Genomic DNA, 14,540 nt, shown 5'->3' on the forward strand with positions numbered 1-14,540 from the left:
GTGGCCCGATCGTCGGTAACGTCGCCTTCGTGACCGGCGTCCTCGAGGAGCTCAAGGCGTTGGAGCCGCTGTTCCACCGGACCGAGCACGGCACCACGCGCGGAGCCTTCGAGGCGATGACAGCTCCCGACTTCTGGGAGGTCGGCGCCTCCGGGGCCCGCTACGACCGCGAGTTCGTCTGGTCGGTTCTGGAGCGGCGCTACGCAGAGGACGCTCCCGACGAGTGGGAGACCAGTGACTTCGCCTGCCGCCCCCTCGGTGGTGAGACCTACCTGCTCACCTACCGGCTGCGCCAGGGGTCACGCCTCTCCCGCCGGGTGACGGTCTGGGAGCGGGCGGACGCTGGTTGGCGCGCCGTCTACCACCAGGGCACCGGGCTCGCACCGGGCTGAGCGCTACCCCGGAGGCAGTGCGCCCGACCAGCCCGCGCGGGGTGTCCCGGCGGGCTGGTCGGTGGAGCGGGGTTGTGTCAGGCGGGGATGAGGAACGGGTCGAGGACGAGGATCTCGGTGCCGTCGGGGCGGTAGGTGCGCCATCGGCCGTCGGGTTGTCGTTCGATGCGGAAGCCGTGGTGGACCTTGGTGTGGTGCCGTTCGCAGAGGAGCCCTGAATTCTCCAGTGAGGTGTCTCCGCCGTCGGCCCAGTGCACGAGGTGGTGGATGTCGCACCACCAGGAGGGGGCGTCGCAGCCGGCGAAGACGCAGTGCTGGTCGCGGGTCTCCACGGCGCGGCGCAGGTGGGGCGGGAAGAGCCGCTTGCTGCGGCCGACGTCCAGGGGTTGGCCGTCGGGGCCGATGACGATGCGGGTGACGTTGCCGTCGCAGGCCAGCCAGCGGGCCTTGGCGGCGGAGATGATGCCGCCGAAGCCGGTGCGGGCAGCGCCGGCCCCGGGGTGGGGGTCGACCAGGTCGTCGAGGTCGATGGTGACCACGACGTGCGGCTTGTGCCCGCGCAGCACCGGCAGGTTCCCCGAGGCGAGCGCGTTGTCGCAGAGCTGGACCAACGCGTCGCCGGCCTGCTGGGCGCGGGTCCGCAGGTCCCCGGCGGGGCGGGAGGCCTGCAGGATCGATTCGATCGCGGCCTGGAACTTCTCCCCGCCGATGGCGTCGAGCCGGCCGTGGAAGGAAAGCGTCCCGTCGGTGTGCTTGCTGAAGAAGATGGAGCGCTGGCCGGTGGGGTCCGGTTCGGTGCCATCGGGGTCCAGCCGGTCCAGGTAGTGCCCGACGGCTTGGCGGAGGTCGGCGTGCGGCCGGGTGGCGGCGATCTCGGTGAGCAGGGCGTCGATCTCGGGCAGATCCACCCCCTGCGCCTGCGCCCGGGCAACGTTGACCTCCGAGGCGACCGGGGCGATCACCGCGACCGCCTCCGGCGGCACCACGCCCTCGGCGGCCGCCGCCGCCAAGGCGGGTAGCTGCTGCAGGGCCCGGCCGGTGCGCACCAGCTGCGAGGCGACGGCCTGCGGCAGCCGGTGATGCCCGCGCAGCCAGGAGGCCATCGTGGCCTTGCCGTCGTGCTCCGGGGCCTGGGTGAGCTCGCACTCCCGCACGGTGCGGGCCAGATCGGCGGCCAGCACGTTCCGGGCCCGCGCCAGCACCCCGGCCCGCTCCAGCATCGCGGGGCCGAACGAGGACGTCAGGTCCTGACCGGACAGCGCCCGCAGCGCGCCGGTCAGGCACTCCAGCGGCGTCTCACACCCGGTCGAACACATGTACGAATGCTACCGCAGCGAGCACGCCTCGACCATCCGAATCCCCAGGTCAGAAGCTTGTCCACAGATGCCGACAAGGCCTTGACAGCGTCCCGCGAAGCCATCACCCGGCCGGCGCACAGTCGTGGGAATCACGGCGGGGCCTGCTGCGCTGGTCGGTAGCGTGACAGGCGTGAAGAAGGTGGCGGTCCTCGACTACGGCTCGGGCAATCTGCGCTCGGCCGAACGCGCGCTCGCGCGCGTGGGCGCCGACGTCACTGTCACCTCCGACGCGCAGACGGCCCTGGAGGCCGACGGCCTCGTCGTCCCGGGCGTGGGCGCGTTCGCCGCCTGCATGGCGGGGCTGAAGGCGGTCGACGGCCCGCGCATCATCGGCCGCCGTCTCGCCGGCGGCCGGCCGGTGCTCGGCATCTGCGTCGGCATGCAGATCCTGTTCGAGCACGGCGTCGAGCACGGCATCGACGCGGAGGGCTGCGGGGAGTGGCCCGGCGTGGTGGAGCAGCTGCACGCCCCGGTCCTCCCGCACATGGGCTGGAACAGGGTCGAGGCGGCGCCCGGCAGCGTGCTCTTCGACGGTCTCGAGGACGAGCGCTTCTACTTCGTGCACTCCTACGGCGTCCGGAAGTTCCCCCTCGAGCAGGACGGCGGCCCGCTGGCACCGCCCAAGGTCACCTGGGCCGAGCACGGCGACAGGTTCGTCGCCGGCGTGGAGAACGCGGCACTGTCCGCCACGCAGTTCCACCCGGAGAAGAGCGGTGACGCCGGCGCCCAGTTGCTCACCAACTGGTTGCGCAGCCTGAACTGAGCCGCCTCCACGGAAAACGGCGCGTCTGCACCTAGGGTGACCGCGTCTGTCCTTCCCGTGGTCAGGAGGACGCCGTGCCGAGTGGACGCGCCGCCCACTGGCGGCCGAGTCGCGCCGCGGGCGGGATCCTCCTGGCAGTGCTCGTCGGCCTCGGCGCCTGGAGCGTGGGAGCGATCGGCGCGCCGGACCCGCGGGCAGCCGACGCACCGGCGACCGACTTCAGCGCGTCCCGAGCGCTCGAGCACGTCCAGCGGATAGCCGGCGAGCCGCACGTCCCCGGCAGCGAGGCCGCCGACCGTGTCGTCGACGATCTCGTCGCCACGCTGACCGCGCTGGGGCTGGACACGCGCGTGCAGAACGCCGTCGGGGCCGGGCGGCACGATGCCGGCCGGGCGGAGCTGGGCCGCGTCCGCAACGTCGTCGCCGTGCTCCCGGGCACCGAGTCGACCGGCCGGCTGCTCCTCTTGGCCCACCACGACTCGACTGCCACGGGCCCGGGTGCGGCCGACGCCGTCGGGGTGGCGACGGTCCTCGAGACGGTCCGTGCGCTGAGCGCCGGCCCACCGCTGCGCAACGACGTCCTCGTCGTGCTCACCGACGGCGAGACGGCGTGCGCGTGCGGCGCGGAGGCGTTCGCCGCCTCCCACCCACTGGCCCAGGACGGCGGCGTCGTGCTGTCGGTCGAGGCCCGGGGCTCCCGCGGCAGGCCGGTCCTGCTGGCCACCTCACGGGGCGCTGCGGACCTCACCACGCTCCTGGCCGGCGCGGCATCGCACGTCGCGGCCGGGAGCGCCGCCGTCGAACTGCACCGCAGGCTGGACGACGGGCCGGGCGCGAATGCGCTCCTCGAGGATCCGCGCTACACCGGCTTCCGTCTCGGCCTCGTCGACGGCACCGCCGCGCGGCACACCGCGCAGGACCTGCCCGACCGGCTCGACCCGGGGGCCCTGCAGGCGTTGGGGGACGACGCCCTGGCGGTGGCCCGGGCACTCGGGGGCGAGGACCTCCTGCAGGTGGCCGGCGAACCCACCGACGCGACGCTGTTCCCGGTGCTGGGCCGTCAGGTGCACTGGTCGGCCACCGCTGCGCGGCCGCTCGCCGTCGCGGTCCTGGCGCTGGTCGCCGTCGGCGGCCTCGGCTGGCTGTCGGTACGGCGGGGGTTCACCTGGCCGCGCCTGGCGGCGGCCGGGACGGCCCTGGCCGCCGTCCCCCTCGTGCTGGGACCGCTGGCGGTCGTCGGTCTGTGGCGCCTGCTCGTCGCCGTCCGTCCCGGCTACGGCGGGATGGCCGATCCCTGGCGCCCCGGCTGGTACCGCCTCGCGGCCGTGGTGCTCGTCCTCGCCGTCGTCCTCGCCTGGTACGCGCTCCTGCGTCGGAGGTTCGGGGAGACGACGTTGCTGCTCGGCGGGCTCGCCTGGGTCGCGGTGCTGGCCGTGGTCCTGGCGGTGGTTGCTCCGGGGGCGGCCTACCTGGCCGCTCTGCCCGTGCTGGCCGGTGCGGCGGCGGGCGCGGTGTGCGCGGTGACCACGTCGCCCGCCGTCCGCGTCGGTGCCGCGTTCCTCGGCGGAGCCGTCGCCGTGGTGCTGCTCGCGCCCGCCCTCGCGGTCAGCTTCCCGGCGCTGGGGCTCTCCGCGGGGGTGCTCCCGGGTCTCGTCGCCACGGCGCTGGCGCTCGCGCTGCTGCCGGCGCTCGAGCTGGTCTTCCCCGATCCGGACGAGCCCCGCGTCGCCCCGGTGGCCGTCGTCCCGCTCGTCGCGCTCGTCGTCGCGGGGGCCTGCGCCCTGGTCGGGCTGCAGGTGGACAGGTTCGACGTCGCGCATCCCCAGCCCAGCCGGCTGGCCTACGCGCTGGACACCGACGGGCGGCAGGCGTGGTGGGTGAGCCCCGACCCGGCCCCGGGCGGCTACGCCGCCGGCTACGTCGACCGGCGGGGCGAGCTCACGGTCGACTTCCCGTACCTCGCCGGGCGACAGGTGGCGTTCGGCTCGGCCGCGCCGGCCGGCCTGGCCGCTGCCCGCGTCGAGACCGTCCACGACGCCGAGGTGGGCGGCCGGCGCGAGCTCACGGTGCGGGTCACGCCCCAGCGGCCCGGCGTCCGGCTGATGGCCCTGCACCTGAGCGCGGGCGACGGGACCGTCGCCCGCGCGAAGGTCGCCGGTCGGGGAGTGGGCGAGGACGCACTCGGCGGCAGCTCGCTGGAGCTGCTCGTCCACGCGCCCCCGGCCGATGGCGTCGAGGCATCGTTCAGCATCGAGGGCGGGGCCGCGGTCACCCTCCGCGTGGTCGACGGCAGCGACGGGCTCGACGGCCTGCCCGGCCACGCCCCGCGCCCGGACGGCGTCACGGCGGCCGGCAGCCCCGAGTCAGACCTCCTGCTGGTCTCCGGGACGACGTCCCTCGGCTGACCGGGGCCGCGCCTCACCAGCGGCCGCGGTGGACGACCTCCTCGACCGGCCGCCGCCCGCGGCGCAGCGAGGGGGAGCGGCGGTCGCCGTCGCCGGGGTAGCCGACCGAGATGCACCCGACCGGCCGGTACTCGGCCGGCACCCCGAACGCGGCCCGCAGCGCGGCCACCTTCTCCGGCGGCACGCCGAAGAAGCAGGCGCCGAGGCCCTCGTCGACGGCGGTCAGGAGCACCAGCAGGGACGCCATGCCGGCGTCGACGTCCCAGTAGGGGACCGGCCACCGCGATTCGTCGCGGTCGGTCCAGCCCTTGTCGGGCTGCGCGTAGCGATCGAGGTAGGCCTGCTTGTTGGAGAACGGCAGGATCAGCAGCGGCGCGCGCCGCATCCTGGTGAGCCACCCGTCCGGTGCGCCGGCGTCGGTGGTGGCGGCCCAGAAGCGTTCCCGCTCCTCCGGCGACTCCAGCACCAGGAAGGCCCAGCCCTGGGTGAAGCCGGCCGACGGCGCGCGGACGGCGTGCTCCAGCAGCCGGTCGCGCACCTGGGGCGGGACCGGCCGGTCGGGGTCGTAGTCGCGGACCATGCGGCGCCGGCGGACGACGTCGGCGAACTCCACCCGGCCACCCTGCCACCCGCCGGAAACCGGCTGACGGGGGGACCGGACGGCGCTACCGTCCTCACGTGCCACCGCCCCGCGAGCGCCCACCCGGCGACGGCGACGAGCGCGCCCAACTGGTCGGCTGGCTGGACCTGCAGCGCGCCGTCGTCCACGCCAAGTGCGAGGGGCTCGCCGAGGACGACGCCCATCGCGCGCTGCTGCCGACGTCCCCCCGCATGACGGTGGCCGGGCTGGTCTCCCACCTGCGGTGGACCGAGCACTGCCGGTTCGAGGTGCTGCTCCAGGACCGCGGCGCGGCGCTCAACCCGCAGTTCGGCGACGTCGAGGACGCTGACTTCGTCGTCGACGGCGTGCCGCTGGCGCGCCTGCTCGAGGACTACGACCGCCAGTGCGCCGCGTCGAACGAGGTGGTCGCGGCGACGCCCCTCGACGCGTTCGGGCGGAACACCGAGTACCGCGCCGACACGCTGACCTTGCGCTGGATCCTCACGCACATGATCGAGGAGACGGCCCGCCACGTCGGCCACCTCGACCTGCTGCGCGAGCAGCTCGACGGCAGCCGCAGCTACTACTAGGACGGCCGTCGGGAGACGGCTCCTAGGCTGGTCCCGTGCCCAAGCTGCAGCTGCTCCCCGCCGTCGACGTCGCCGACGGCCAGGCCGTCCGTCTCGTGCAGGGGGAGGCCGGCAGCGAGACCTCCTACGGCGACCCCCTCGAGGCCGCGCTGCAGTGGCAGCGCGACGGCGCCGAGTGGGTGCACCTGGTCGACCTCGACGCCGCCTTCGGCCGCGGCTCCAACCGCGAGCTGCTGGCCCGCGTGGTGGGGGAGCTGGACGTCGACGTCGAGCTCTCCGGCGGGATCCGCGACGACGAGTCGCTGGCCGCCGCCCTGGCGACCGGCTGCCGGCGGGTCAACCTCGGCACCGCCGCACTGGAGTCCCCGGAGTGGTGCGCCCGCGCCATCGCCGAGCACGGTGACCGCGTCGCCGTCGGCCTCGACGTCCGGGGCACCCGGCTGGCCGCCCGTGGCTGGACGAAGGAGGGCGGCGAGCTGTTCGAGACCCTCGCCCGCCTGGACGCCGAGGGCTGCGAGCGGTACGTGGTCACCGACATCACCAAGGACGGCACGCTGAAGGGGCCGAACCTGGATCTGCTGCGCGAGGTCTGCGCCGCGACCCCGCGCCCGGTCATCGCCTCCGGCGGCGTGAGCTCCCTCGACGACATCCGGGCGCTCGCCGGGCTGACCGCCGTCGGCGTCGAGGGCGCGATCGTCGGCAAGGCGCTCTACGCCGGTGCGTTCACCCTGCCGGAGGCCCTCCGGATCACCGAGGAGCTCGCGTGAGCGTGGTGCGGCTGGGTTCCGGCAGCCCGTGGGAGTCGGTCGTCGGCTACAGCCGGGTCGTCGTCCGGGGTGACACGGCGTGGGTGAGCGGCACGACCGCCACCGAGGACGGCGTCGTCGTCCACCCCGGTGACGCCGCCGCCCAGACCCGCCAGGTGCTCACCAACGTGCAGCGGGCGCTGGAGCGGGCCGGGTTCGCCCTGGCCGACGTCGTCCGCACCCGCATGTTCGTCACCGACATCTCCCGGTGGGAGGAGGTGGGCCGGGTGCACGGCGAGTTCTTCGGCGAGATCCGGCCCGCGACCTCGATGGTCCAGGTGGCCGCGCTCATCGACCCCGCGATGCTCGTGGAGATCGAGGCCGACGCGGTGCGCGGGGTGCCCGCGTGAGCCTCTCGGTGCGCGTCATCCCGTGCCTCGACGTCGACGCCGGCCGGGTGGTCAAGGGCGTCAACTTCGTCGACCTGCGCGACGCGGGAGATCCGGTCGAGATGGCCCGCGTCTACGACGCCGAGGGGGCCGACGAGCTGACCTTCCTCGACATCACCGCCAGCTCCGGGAACCGCGAGACCACCTACGACGTCGTCCGCCGCACCGCCGAGAGCGTGTTCATCCCGCTCACCGTCGGCGGGGGCGTGCGCGGGGTCGAGGACGTCGACAGGCTGCTGCGCGCCGGTGCGGACAAGGTCGGCGTCAACACCGCCGCCGTCGCCCGGCCGGAGCTGATCAGCGAGATCAGCCAGCGCTTCGGCAGCCAGGTGCTCGTCCTGTCGGTCGACGCGCGCCGGGTGCGCGACGGTGCCGCCACCGACTCCGGGTTCGAGATCACCACGCACGGCGGACGCCGCGGCACCGGCCGCGACGCGGTCGAGTGGTGCGTGCGGGCCGCCGAGCTCGGGGTCGGCGAGATCCTGCTCAACTCCATGGACGCCGACGGCACGCAGGCCGGGTTCGACACCGAGCTGGTCCGGCTGGTCCGCAGGGAGGTCAGCGTGCCGCTGATCGCCAGCGGGGGAGCGGGCGCCGCCGAGCACTTCCCGCCCGCCGTCGAGGCCGGTGCCGATGCGGTGCTCGCCGCGAGCGTCTTCCACTTCGGGCAGCTGCGCGTCGGCGACGTCAAGGCCGAGCTCGCGCGGGCAGGCATCCCCGTCAGGTGACGGTGACGCGGGCGACGTCCCGGCGGCCCGAGGCCCAGAGCAGCAGCTCCAGCGGCTCACCGGTGACCGTGCGCCCGCCGGCCCCGAACCGCTTCTCCGCGCCGTCGACGTCGCTGCGGCGCAGCACCAGCCCGTGCCGGCCGGCCGCGCGACGCCCGTGCAGGCCGGCCGCGGTCCACAGCTGGTCCTCCGCCCCTGCCGGCAGTGCCCGCGGCGTCCAGCCCGGCTGGGCCCGCCGCACGTCCTCGTGGTGGATGGCGAACTCCGGCACGTTCAGCCGATCGGGCCCGGGCCACGCCAGCGGGCTCCACGCCGGAGGTCCGCTGCGCACCAGGGCGACCAGGTCGGCGTAGGAGGAGCGCGCCCGGGTCCGGTCCTCCACGGTGTGCGCCCAGGCGCCCAGCCGGGACAGGCCCGGCAGCAGCTCCAGGGCGTAGCCCGGCATCGCGTCGGGACGGCGGTCCCGCACCACCAGGTGCGCCGCGAGGTGCGCCGTGGACCACCCCTCGCACAGGGTCGGCGCGTCCGGACCGAGCTCGTCCAGCAGGTCGGCGAGGTCGCGGCGCTCGAGGGCGGCGAGGGAACCGGCGTCGGAAGCTGTCACCGCTCGACGGTAGCGAGCGGCGCGCGGCTGGAATATTCGAATACCGTTCGGTCCACGCCGCCTGCCACCGTACGATGCGACAGTCCCCCTGTCCGACCCCGAGGAGACCCGTGCCGCGCCGCCGTCGAGATGCCGTGGTGCGGCGAGGGATCCGGCACATCGGCCGGGCCATCAGGCTCCAGCCCGGGATCTTCACCGCCGCCCTGGTGTCCAGCAGCCTGTTCGCGGTGATGACCGTGGCCAGCGCCTACGTGATCGGCGAGATCACCGACCGCGTGGTGCTGCCTTCCTTCGAGGAGGACTCCGCCTCGGGCGCGGCGCTGACCCTCGCCGTGGTCGCCATCGTCGCGGTCGCGGTCCTGCGGATCATCGGCATCGTCGGCCGCCGGCTGCTCGCGGGCATCATGCAGTACCGGCTGCAGGCCCGGCTCCGCCGGGAGGTGACCGGCCAGTACCTGCGGCTGCCGCTGTCCTGGCACCAGCGCCATCCCACCGGACAGCTGCTGTCCAACGCGAACTCCGACGTCGAGGCGGCCTGGTTCTTCGTCGCGCCGCTGCCCTTCGGCCTCGGGGCGGTCGTGATCATCGTGATCACCGCCGTCGCCATGGTGGTGACCGACCCGCTGCTGGCGCTCATCGGCCTGGTCGTCTTCCCGCTGGTGTTCGTGATCAACGCCTTCTACTCGCAGGTGATGGGACCGCGGCAGCAGCGCGCCCAGCAGCTGCGCGCCGAGGTCAGCGAGATCGCGCACGAGAGCTTCGACGCCGCCCTGGTGGTCAAGACCCTGGGGCGCGAGGAGTCCGAGACCGAGCGCTTCCGCAGCCGGGCCGAGGAGCTCCGCGACGGGCTGGTCTCGGTCGGCCGGGTGCGCGGCCTGTTCGATCCGATGATCGAGTCGCTGCCCAACCTCGGCACGCTGGCCGTCCTGCTGGTCGGCGCGCACCGCGTCACCAGCGGCGCGATCGACGTCGGCCAGCTGATCTCCATCGCCTACCTGTTCACCCTGCTGGCGTTGCCGATCCGCGCCATCGGCTGGGTGCTCGCCGAGCTCCCGCGGGCGCTGGCCGGCTACGACCGGGTGACCCCGGTGCTCGAGGCCACCGGCGAGACGCCGTACGGCCCGGACGCCGCGGCCGCGGGCGCCGGCGGGGCGGGGCTCGGCCTGCAGTCGGTGGCCTACCAGTTCGAGGGCACCGACCGGCCGACCGTGCAGGACGTGACCTTCGACGTCGCGGCCGGCCGGACCGTGGCCGTCGTCGGGCCCACCGGCTCGGGCAAGTCCACCCTCGCCGGGCTGCTCGTCCGCCTCGTCGACCCGGTCGACGGCGCGGTCCTCCTCGACGGGCTGGACCTGCGCCGGCTGCGCGAGGGAGTGGTCAGCGACGAGGCCGCGTTCGTGGCCCAGCAGGCGTTCCTCTTCGACGACACGGTGCGCGGCAACATCACGCTGGGCGCGCCCTACAGCGATGACGAGGTCTGGACGGCGCTGCGGGTGGCCGCGGCCGACGACTTCGTCGGCGCGCTGCCCGAGGGCCTCGACACCCGCGTCGGGGAGCGCGGCGCCTCGCTGTCCGGCGGGCAGCGGCAGCGCCTCGCGCTGGCCCGCGCCATCGTGCGCAAGCCGCGGCTGCTCGTCCTCGACGACGCGACCAGCGCCGTCGACCCCGCCGTCGAGGCCCGCATCCTGGACGCACTGCGCGCGAGCGAGTCGCCCGCGACGGTCGTGGTGGTCGCCTACCGCCAGGCCACGATCGGCCTGGCCGACGAGGTGGTCTGGTTCGAGCAGGGCTGTGCGGTGGCCCGCGGCAGCCACGAGCAGCTGCTCGCCGAGGTGCCGGGGTACACGGCGCTGGTCCGCGCGTACTCGCAGGCGCAGGGGGTGCCGGCGTGACGCTCGCGCTCCCCGACGAGGACCGCCGCGAGGGCGCGTTCCGGACGCTGGCCCGCGGCCTGCGGATGATGCCGGAGTTCCGGCGCGGCCTGCCCGTCACGTTCCTGCTCGCGCTGCTGGCCACGGCCGGCCGCGTCGCCGTCCCGATCGCCGTCCAGCAGGTCATCGACCGCGGCCTGGGTGCCGAGGGCGGCCCGGATCTCGACCTGGTCACCTGGGTCGTCGCGGGCTGCGCGCTGGTCGTGGTCGTGACCGCCGTGGCGGTCTACCGCATGAACGTGCGGCTGTTCAAGACCACCGAGACCGCCCTGGCCGGGCTCCGCGTGCGCGCCTTCCGCCACGTGCACGACCTGTCGGTCCTGCACCAGCAGGGGGAGCGGCGTGGCTCGCTGGTCTCCCGGGTCACCAGCGACGTCGACCAGCTGTCCCAGTTCATGCAGTGGGGCGGCGTGCTCGGGCTGGTCAGCATGGGCCAGCTCGCCGTCGCCACCGTGGTCATGGCCATCTACTCCTGGCAGCTGACGCTTGTGGTGCTGGTCTGCTTCGTGCCGCTGGGCATCGCCGTCCGCTGGTTCGCCAAGCGGCTGGCCATCGTCTACGGGATCGTCCGGGAGCGGGTCGGTGACCTGCTGGCCGCGGTCGCCGAGTCCGTCGTCGGGGCGCCGACGGTGCGCGCCTACGGCGTCCGGGCCCGCACCGCCGAGCGGATCGACGCCGCCATCGACCGGCACTACCGCGCCGCGGTGAACGCCCAGAAGGTGGCGGTCGGGGTCTTCGTCAGCGGCGAGTTCGCCGCGGCGTTCGCCAACGCCGCCCTCGTCGTGGTCGGGGTCTACCTCGGGCTGGCCGGCGACATCACCGCCGGCACCCTGGTCGCCTTCCTCTTCCTGGTCACCCTGTTCGTCGCGCCGGTGCAGACCGCGAGCGAGGTCATCAACGAGGCGCAGAACGCCGTGGCCGGGTTCCGCCGGGTGCTCGACATCATCGACACCGAGCCCGACGTCCGCGACCCCGCCGTCGACGCCGACACCGGCGCCACCCATCTCCCCGAGGGCGTGCTCGGCGTCCGCTTCGAGCACGTCACCTTCCGCTACTCGCCCGACGCCCGCCCCGCGCTCGACGACGTCGACCTGACCATCGAGCCGCGCCGGCGCGTGGCGATCGTCGGAGAGACCGGCTCCGGCAAGACCACGTTCGCCAAGCTGGTCACCCGCCTCATGGACCCCGTGGACGGCCGGGTGCTGCTGGGCTCCGACGCGCTCGGCTGGGTGCCGCTGCGGGACGTCGCGTTCACCTCGCTGCGCGAGCGGGTCGTCATGGTGCCGCAGGACGGCTTCCTGTTCGACGCCACGGTGGCCGACAACGTGCGCTACGGGCGGCCGGGGATGAGCGACGACGAGGTCGCGGCCGCCTTCGACGAGCTCGGCCTCACCGCCTGGGTCGAGGGCCTGCAGCGCGGCGTCGCGACCCCCGTGGGACAGCGCGGCGACTCGCTGTCGGCGGGAGAGCGGCAGCTGGTCGCCGTCGCGCGCGCCTACGTCGCCGACCCCGACCTGCTGGTGCTCGACGAGGCCACCAGCGCCGTCGACCCGGCCACGGAGCAGCGGCTCACCCGCGCGCTGGACACGCTCACCGCCGGGCGGACGACGCTGACGATCGCGCACCGCCTGTCCACCGCCGAGCGCGCCGACGAGATCCTCGTGGTCGACGGCGGCCACGTGGTGCAGCGCGGCACGCACGCCGAGCTCGTGGGCGTGGACGGCACCTACGCGCGGCTGCACGCCTCGTGGCGCCGCTCGTCGGCCGGCGAGCCGGAGCCCGTGGGCTGACCGCCGCCCCTAGGCTGCGCCGCGTGATCCCAGCGTCGGCCGGCACCCAGTCGTCCCGGCCACCGGCCGCCGCGGTGCTGGCGGCGGTGCTGGCCATGCTCAGCGCGCTCGCTCCGGGCCTGTTCTTCCTGATCGCGTTCGGCTTCTCCGGCGGCTCCCCGTCCGGGCAGGAAGTGCTCGTGCTGCTCGTGCCGCTGGTCCTGGCGCTCGGCCTGGTCGTGGGGGCCGTGCTGCTCCTCATCGGCCGGTCGTGGCTCGTGGTCGCCGCGGCGGGGGCGGTGCTCGGGCTGATGATCATCGGGGGCACGGTGTTCGGCGGATGGGCCGACGGCGCGGCGGGGATCGGGCTCGCCATGGGCCTGCTGCCGGCAGTGGCCGCGGTGCTGGCGGCGCTGCCCGCCGTCCGCGGCTGGGTCGCGGCGCGCCGCCCGGCACGCTAGGAGCGATGCGCCGCGGACCGCGGGCCACGTCACCTCGGAGTGACCGGCCCGATAGCGTCCGGGCCGTGGAGAACATCACCGAGGCAGACGTCGTCGTCGTGGGTGCGGGCCTCGCGGGGCTGGTGGCCACCGCCGAGCTGGCCGACGCCGGCAAGCGGGTCGTGCTGGTCGACCAGGAGCCCGAGGCGTCGCTGGGCGGGCAGGCGTTCTGGTCGTTCGGCGGGCTGTTCCTCGTCGACTCCCCGGAGCAGCGCCGGCTGCGGGTGCACGACTCGCTGGAGCTGGCCCGGCAGGACTGGTTCGGCACCGCCGCCTTCGACCGCACCGAGGACCACTGGCCGCGGCAGTGGGCGGAGTCCTACCTGCAGTTCGCCGCCGGCGAGAAGCGCGCCTGGCTCAAGGAGCAGGGCGTCGGGTTCTTCCCCGTCGTCGGCTGGGCCGAGCGCGGTGGTTACACGGCCACCGGCCACGGCAACTCGGTGCCGCGCTTCCACATCGTCTGGGGCACCGGCCCGGGCATCGTCGCGCCGTTCGAGCGGCGTGTGCGGGCAGCGGCCGAGCGGGGCCTGGTGGACCTGCGCTTCCGGCACCGGGTGGCCGAGCTCGTCGTCACCGACGGCGCCGTGACCGGCGTGCGCGGGGCCGTGCTGGAGCCGAGCGGTGTCGCGCGCGGCGAGGCCAGCTCCCGCGTGGAGGTCGGCGAGTTCGAGATCGCGGCCCAGGCGGTCGTCGTCACCTCCGGCGGCATCGGCGGCAACCACGACCTGGTGCGGAAGAACTGGCCCGCCCGGCTCGGCCCGGCACCGCAGCGGCTGCTCTCCGGCGTGCCCGCCCACGTGGACGGCCTCATGCAGCAGGCGGTGGTCGAGGCCGGCGCGAGCATGGTCAACGGCGACCGGATGTGGCACTACACCGAGGGCATCGCCAACCACTCGCCGGTCTGGGACAAGCACGGCATCCGCATCCTGCCGGGGCCGTCGTCGATGTGGTTCGACGCGACCGGCCAGCGGCTGCCCGTGCCGCTGTTCCCGGGCTTCGACACCCTCGGGACGCTGGCCCACATCGGCACGACCGGGTACGAGCACACCTGGTTCGTCACCACGAAGAAGATCGTCGAGAAGGAGTTCGCCCTGTCGGGCTCCGAGCAGAACCCCGACCTCACCGGCAAGGACGTCAGGCTCCTGGTGAACCGGGCCCGCGCCGGCGTCGCCGCCCCGGTGCAGGCGTTCCTCGACAAGGGCGAGGACTTCGTCGTCGCGAGCACCCTGCCCGAGCTGGTCGCCGGCATGAACCGCATCACCGGGGGGACGCCGGAGCTGGACCTGGCCCAGCTCGAGCGGGAGATCGTGGCCCGGGACAGGGAGATCGCCCACCCGTTCACCAAGGACCTGCAGATCACCGCCATCCGTGGTGCCCGCAGCTATCTCGGGGACAAGCTGATCCGCGTCGCCCAGCCGCACCGCATCCTCGACCCGGAGGCCGGGCCGCTGATCGCCGTCCGGCTCAACATCATCACGCGCAAGAGCCTCGGCGGGCTGGAGACCGACCTCTCCGCGCGCGTGCTGCGCCCGGGCGGCGAGGTGTTCCCCGGGCTGTACGCCGCCGGCGAGGTCGCCGGCTTCGGTGGCGGCGGCGTGCACGGGTACCGCTCGCTCGAGGGCACCTTCCTCGGCGGGTGCCTGTTCTCGGGACGGACGGCGGGCCGGGCCGTCGCGGCGGCCCTGTGAGCGGACAGGCAGCGAG

The 14,540-nt window shown here is 74.6% G+C and carries 14 protein-coding genes; 11 read left to right on the forward strand and 3 right to left on the reverse strand.

The annotated features are described in order from the left end of the window. Positions 1-29 precede the first annotated feature (29 nt). A complete protein-coding gene (locus A6V29_RS18250) occupies positions 30-392 on the forward strand; it encodes a nuclear transport factor 2 family protein (protein WP_212719588.1) in 363 nt (120 codons plus the stop codon). 77 nt (positions 393-469) lie between these two features. On the opposite strand, the gene A6V29_RS18255 is transcribed toward A6V29_RS18250, so the two are convergent. Continuing rightward, positions 470-1,708, reverse strand: a complete 1,239-nt coding sequence (locus A6V29_RS18255) for an HNH endonuclease signature motif containing protein (RefSeq protein ID WP_137161630.1) — start codon at positions 1,706-1,708, stop codon at positions 470-472. A gap of 172 nt (positions 1,709-1,880) precedes the next feature. Here A6V29_RS18255 and hisH point away from each other — a divergent pair, with 172 nt between their 5' ends. After that, positions 1,881-2,513, forward strand: coding sequence for an imidazole glycerol phosphate synthase subunit HisH (gene hisH, locus A6V29_RS18260; protein ID WP_137161631.1), 633 nt, complete (start codon positions 1,881-1,883; stop codon positions 2,511-2,513). Positions 2,514-2,587: 74 nt separating this feature from the next. Continuing rightward, on the forward strand, positions 2,588-4,918 hold the full coding sequence (locus A6V29_RS18265; RefSeq protein WP_137161632.1) for a M28 family peptidase: 2,331 nt from the start codon (positions 2,588-2,590) through the stop codon (positions 4,916-4,918). A 13-nt stretch (positions 4,919-4,931) separates the two neighbouring features. On the opposite strand, the gene A6V29_RS18270 is transcribed toward A6V29_RS18265, so the two are convergent. Next, positions 4,932-5,531 (reverse strand): nitroreductase family protein, encoded by a 600-nt coding sequence (locus tag A6V29_RS18270; protein WP_137161633.1) that lies wholly within the window; start codon positions 5,529-5,531, stop codon positions 4,932-4,934. Positions 5,532-5,596: 65 nt separating this feature from the next. Between A6V29_RS18270 and A6V29_RS18275 the strand changes: the two genes are divergently transcribed. The 4 genes from A6V29_RS18275 to hisF are packed head-to-tail and all read left to right on the forward strand — an operon-like array spanning position 5,597 to position 8,032. Continuing rightward, positions 5,597-6,109 carry a DinB family protein gene (locus tag A6V29_RS18275; RefSeq protein ID WP_137161634.1) on the forward strand — a complete coding sequence of 171 codons (513 nt, stop codon included), beginning with the start codon at positions 5,597-5,599 and terminating at the stop codon, positions 6,107-6,109. Between the two features lie 35 nt (positions 6,110-6,144). Beyond that, on the forward strand, positions 6,145-6,876 hold the full coding sequence (gene priA / locus A6V29_RS18280; RefSeq protein ID WP_137161635.1) for a bifunctional 1-(5-phosphoribosyl)-5-((5-phosphoribosylamino)methylideneamino)imidazole-4-carboxamide isomerase/phosphoribosylanthranilate isomerase PriA: 732 nt from the start codon (positions 6,145-6,147) through the stop codon (positions 6,874-6,876). Next, positions 6,873-7,265 carry a RidA family protein gene (locus A6V29_RS18285; protein WP_137161636.1) on the forward strand — a complete coding sequence of 131 codons (393 nt, stop codon included), beginning with the start codon at positions 6,873-6,875 and terminating at the stop codon, positions 7,263-7,265. Before priA ends, A6V29_RS18285 begins: the two co-directional genes overlap by 4 nt. Beyond that, a complete protein-coding gene (gene hisF, locus A6V29_RS18290) occupies positions 7,262-8,032 on the forward strand; it encodes an imidazole glycerol phosphate synthase subunit HisF (protein ID WP_137161637.1) in 771 nt (256 codons plus the stop codon). The genes A6V29_RS18285 and hisF overlap by 4 nt, the downstream gene beginning before the upstream one ends. On the opposite strand, the gene A6V29_RS18295 is transcribed toward hisF, so the two are convergent. After that, the gene (locus A6V29_RS18295; protein ID WP_137161638.1) at positions 8,025-8,636 is read right to left on the reverse strand and encodes a TIGR03085 family metal-binding protein; all 612 of its coding nucleotides are present in this window, start codon (positions 8,634-8,636) and stop codon (positions 8,025-8,027) included. The genes hisF and A6V29_RS18295 overlap by 8 nt on opposite strands. Before the next feature lie 137 nt (positions 8,637-8,773). On the opposite strand from A6V29_RS18295, the gene A6V29_RS18300 reads away from it, so the two are divergent. From A6V29_RS18300 to A6V29_RS18315, 4 genes are all read left to right on the forward strand, one after another. Beyond that, on the forward strand, positions 8,774-10,528 hold the full coding sequence (locus tag A6V29_RS18300; RefSeq protein ID WP_249933329.1) for an ABC transporter ATP-binding protein: 1,755 nt from the start codon (positions 8,774-8,776) through the stop codon (positions 10,526-10,528). Next, positions 10,525-12,357 carry an ABC transporter ATP-binding protein gene (locus A6V29_RS18305; RefSeq protein ID WP_170977952.1) on the forward strand — a complete coding sequence of 611 codons (1,833 nt, stop codon included), beginning with the start codon at positions 10,525-10,527 and terminating at the stop codon, positions 12,355-12,357. The genes A6V29_RS18300 and A6V29_RS18305 overlap by 4 nt, the downstream gene beginning before the upstream one ends. Positions 12,358-12,380: 23 nt before the next feature. After that, entirely contained in the window at positions 12,381-12,797 is a 417-nt protein-coding gene (locus A6V29_RS18310) for a hypothetical protein (protein WP_137161640.1), read from the forward strand. Between the two features lie 65 nt (positions 12,798-12,862). Beyond that, positions 12,863-14,524, forward strand: a complete 1,662-nt coding sequence (locus A6V29_RS18315) for an FAD-binding dehydrogenase (RefSeq protein WP_137161641.1) — start codon at positions 12,863-12,865, stop codon at positions 14,522-14,524. Positions 14,525-14,540: the final 16 nt, after the last annotated feature.

The sequence above is a fragment of the Blastococcus sp. CCUG 61487 genome (assembly GCF_005222955.1).
GTDB lineage: Bacteria > Actinomycetota > Actinomycetes > Mycobacteriales > Geodermatophilaceae > Blastococcus.